The sequence below is a fragment of the Actinospica durhamensis genome (genome assembly GCF_018139695.1).
Taxonomy (GTDB): domain Bacteria; phylum Actinomycetota; class Actinomycetes; order Streptomycetales; family Catenulisporaceae; genus Actinospica; species Actinospica durhamensis.
The window spans coordinates 1-2,043 of sequence record NZ_JAGSOG010000528.1 but is presented as its reverse complement, the minus strand read 5'-3'; the positions used below and the strand labels follow the sequence as shown (position 1 = coordinate 2,043).

At 69.1% G+C, this 2,043-nt stretch carries 3 protein-coding genes; 1 reads left to right on the top strand and 2 read right to left on the bottom strand.

The genetic code is table 11. From position 1 onward, the window contains the following. The coding region (locus KDL01_RS47145) for a winged helix-turn-helix domain-containing protein (protein WP_212534077.1) at nucleotides 1–675 on the bottom strand (675 nt) is incomplete at its 3' end. 175 nt (nucleotides 676–850) lie between these two features. On the opposite strand from KDL01_RS47145, the gene KDL01_RS40730 reads away from it, so the two are divergent. Then, nucleotides 851–1,207 carry a hypothetical protein gene (locus KDL01_RS40730; protein ID WP_212534076.1) on the top strand — a complete coding sequence of 119 codons (357 nt, stop codon included), beginning with the start codon at nucleotides 851–853 and terminating at the stop codon, nucleotides 1,205–1,207. A 49-nt stretch (nucleotides 1,208–1,256) separates the two neighbouring features. Here KDL01_RS40730 and KDL01_RS40725 read toward each other — a convergent pair whose 3' ends face one another. Then, nucleotides 1,257–1,478: a TrfB-related DNA-binding protein gene (locus tag KDL01_RS40725; protein WP_212534075.1), complete on the bottom strand. Its 222-nt coding sequence runs from the start codon at nucleotides 1,476–1,478 to the stop codon at nucleotides 1,257–1,259. Nucleotides 1,479–2,043 lie beyond the last annotated feature (565 nt).

The following is a 2,043-nucleotide window of genomic DNA, read 5'->3' as shown; positions in this document are numbered from 1 at the left end:
CCCGTCTAATTCGGCGGCAGCGTCAGATGGGTATAAGAGACAGGGTGTGGAGGGCGTCGGCGGGCGGGTCGGCACCGCGACGTAGGCGAGATCCACGGGCACGGCGTCGGCGGGCCGGTCGGACATACCCGCGTTCCGTCGCGCGTCGCTGTAGCGGTGGACCATCGCCTCGAACTCGGCGGTGAGCGCGGCGAGTTCGGCCGCGGTGAGATGGACGGTCGTCGTCGCGACGCCGGAACCGTCGAGCCACTCCGGTGACCAGTCCGCGCGCTCCTGCTGCCAGCGCACGAACCCCTCGAGTACGCGCTCGACGATGACCTGCTCGAGCACGTCGGTCGCGGCCGCGGCTTCCGGCGTCGCCTGGGCGTCGGGCCACTGGTAGGCGCCCTCGACCCGTCGCCACGGACGCTCGCGCCGGTCCTTGCCCGGTATCTGTTCGACGAAGCCGTACTTGGCCAGCTGACGCAGATGATGGGAGGCCACGCCGTGCACGAGGCCGAGATCCCGGGCAACCTGCGCCGTGGTCGCCTGCCCGCGCCGGCCGAGCGCGTCAAGCAGGTCGAGCCGCAGCGGGTGCGCCAGTGCGCGAATGACGTAGGGGTCCTCGAGCAGGCGTCCTCGGCGCGGCGGGTCCGCGGGCGCCGGGGATTGTGCGGGTTCTGATTCCAGGGACATGCCTGGATTCTTGAACCGGGCCGCGGAGATGTCAAGCAAGTGCCTGGAATCCGCGACCATATGCCCGCGCTACGCCGTTCGAGTGGGGCGGCGCGTCGGTCGGCCGGTGGCTCCGGGGCTTTCGGAGAGACTCTTGTCGATCTTGATCCGTGGTCTTCGAAAAGGGGTACCTCCCATGCGTTCCAAGCGTCTTCGCAACGCGCTCGCCCTGGTGATCGGCACTGCGATGCTCGTCTTCGCGCTGCCCGGCATGGCCAGCGCGGCGAGCGGCGGATTCAGCTACCACTTCGTCGACGCCGACGGCATCGCCCAGGAGAGCGTCCTGCTCGACCCGCCGAGCCGGGAGTGCATCACGCTGCCGGAGGTCGCCGACGCGGACACGACGCTGCCCGCGGACTCGCCGCGCAACCGCACCGACGCGACCGCCATCGTCTTCACCGAGCCCGGCTGCGCCGGCGACTACTTCAGCCTCAGGCCGCTCACCGGCTACGGCAGTGAGCGGCTGAAGCTGCGTTCGGTGCTCTTCAGCTGACGGACCGACAGGCCGAACGGGAGAACGGGAGAACGGGAAAACGGGAGGACTAGCCCGCGGCCATCATCTTCTGGATCGCCTGCCGAGTGACGCCCAGTTCGCGGGCCACGTCGGCCTGGGAGAAGCCCTCCGCCAGGAGCGAGTCGATGATGCGCCGCCGCTCCTGACTCAACGTGCGCGCGGCGCGGGCGTGTTCGATGGCCGCGGCGCGCACGCGCTTGAGCTCCTCGAAGCGCTCCGCGTGGGCCGGCGTTTCGATGTGTTTGACCATGCGTCCATTGTGACAACCCCTAGTTGCCTATGTCAACTAGGGGTTGTCGTCGCGAGGGGCCCAGCCGGTGACGGCGATGACGTCGCGGGCGATGTCGGCCACAGTGCGGTCATCGGTCGGGACGCGCACGGCCGAAGCGGGGACTCGCGCAGCAGAACCGTGATGATGAGCACGCAACCGCCCATCGCGCGGGCGATCAGGTCGGGCTCGATTACTGGAACCCGTTCGAGTAGATCAGCCAGCTGCATCCCGTAGCGGCGAGATTGCGCCAGATCCCGGCGAGGTTCGCGTCGCCCATTATCTTGGTGTGGGCCGGATCGCCTTCGGGGGGCGGAAAAGATCCGATCGAGGTAGCTGCCGTTGAGGAAGGTCCGCCCGACGTCGCGGGCCTCCAGCGACATGACGGCAGTGGGGCGCCGGAAAACGGGGCGACGGGGTGGGAAGGCGCGAAGTAGGCTGCGCGATCACGCAATGGCACCGGCCACGAGGAGTGGTGACGTACTTGTACGAGGATCGCGCACGGAACGAACCGTCGGCCGAGGCGCTGCTGATCGGGGGGCGGGCC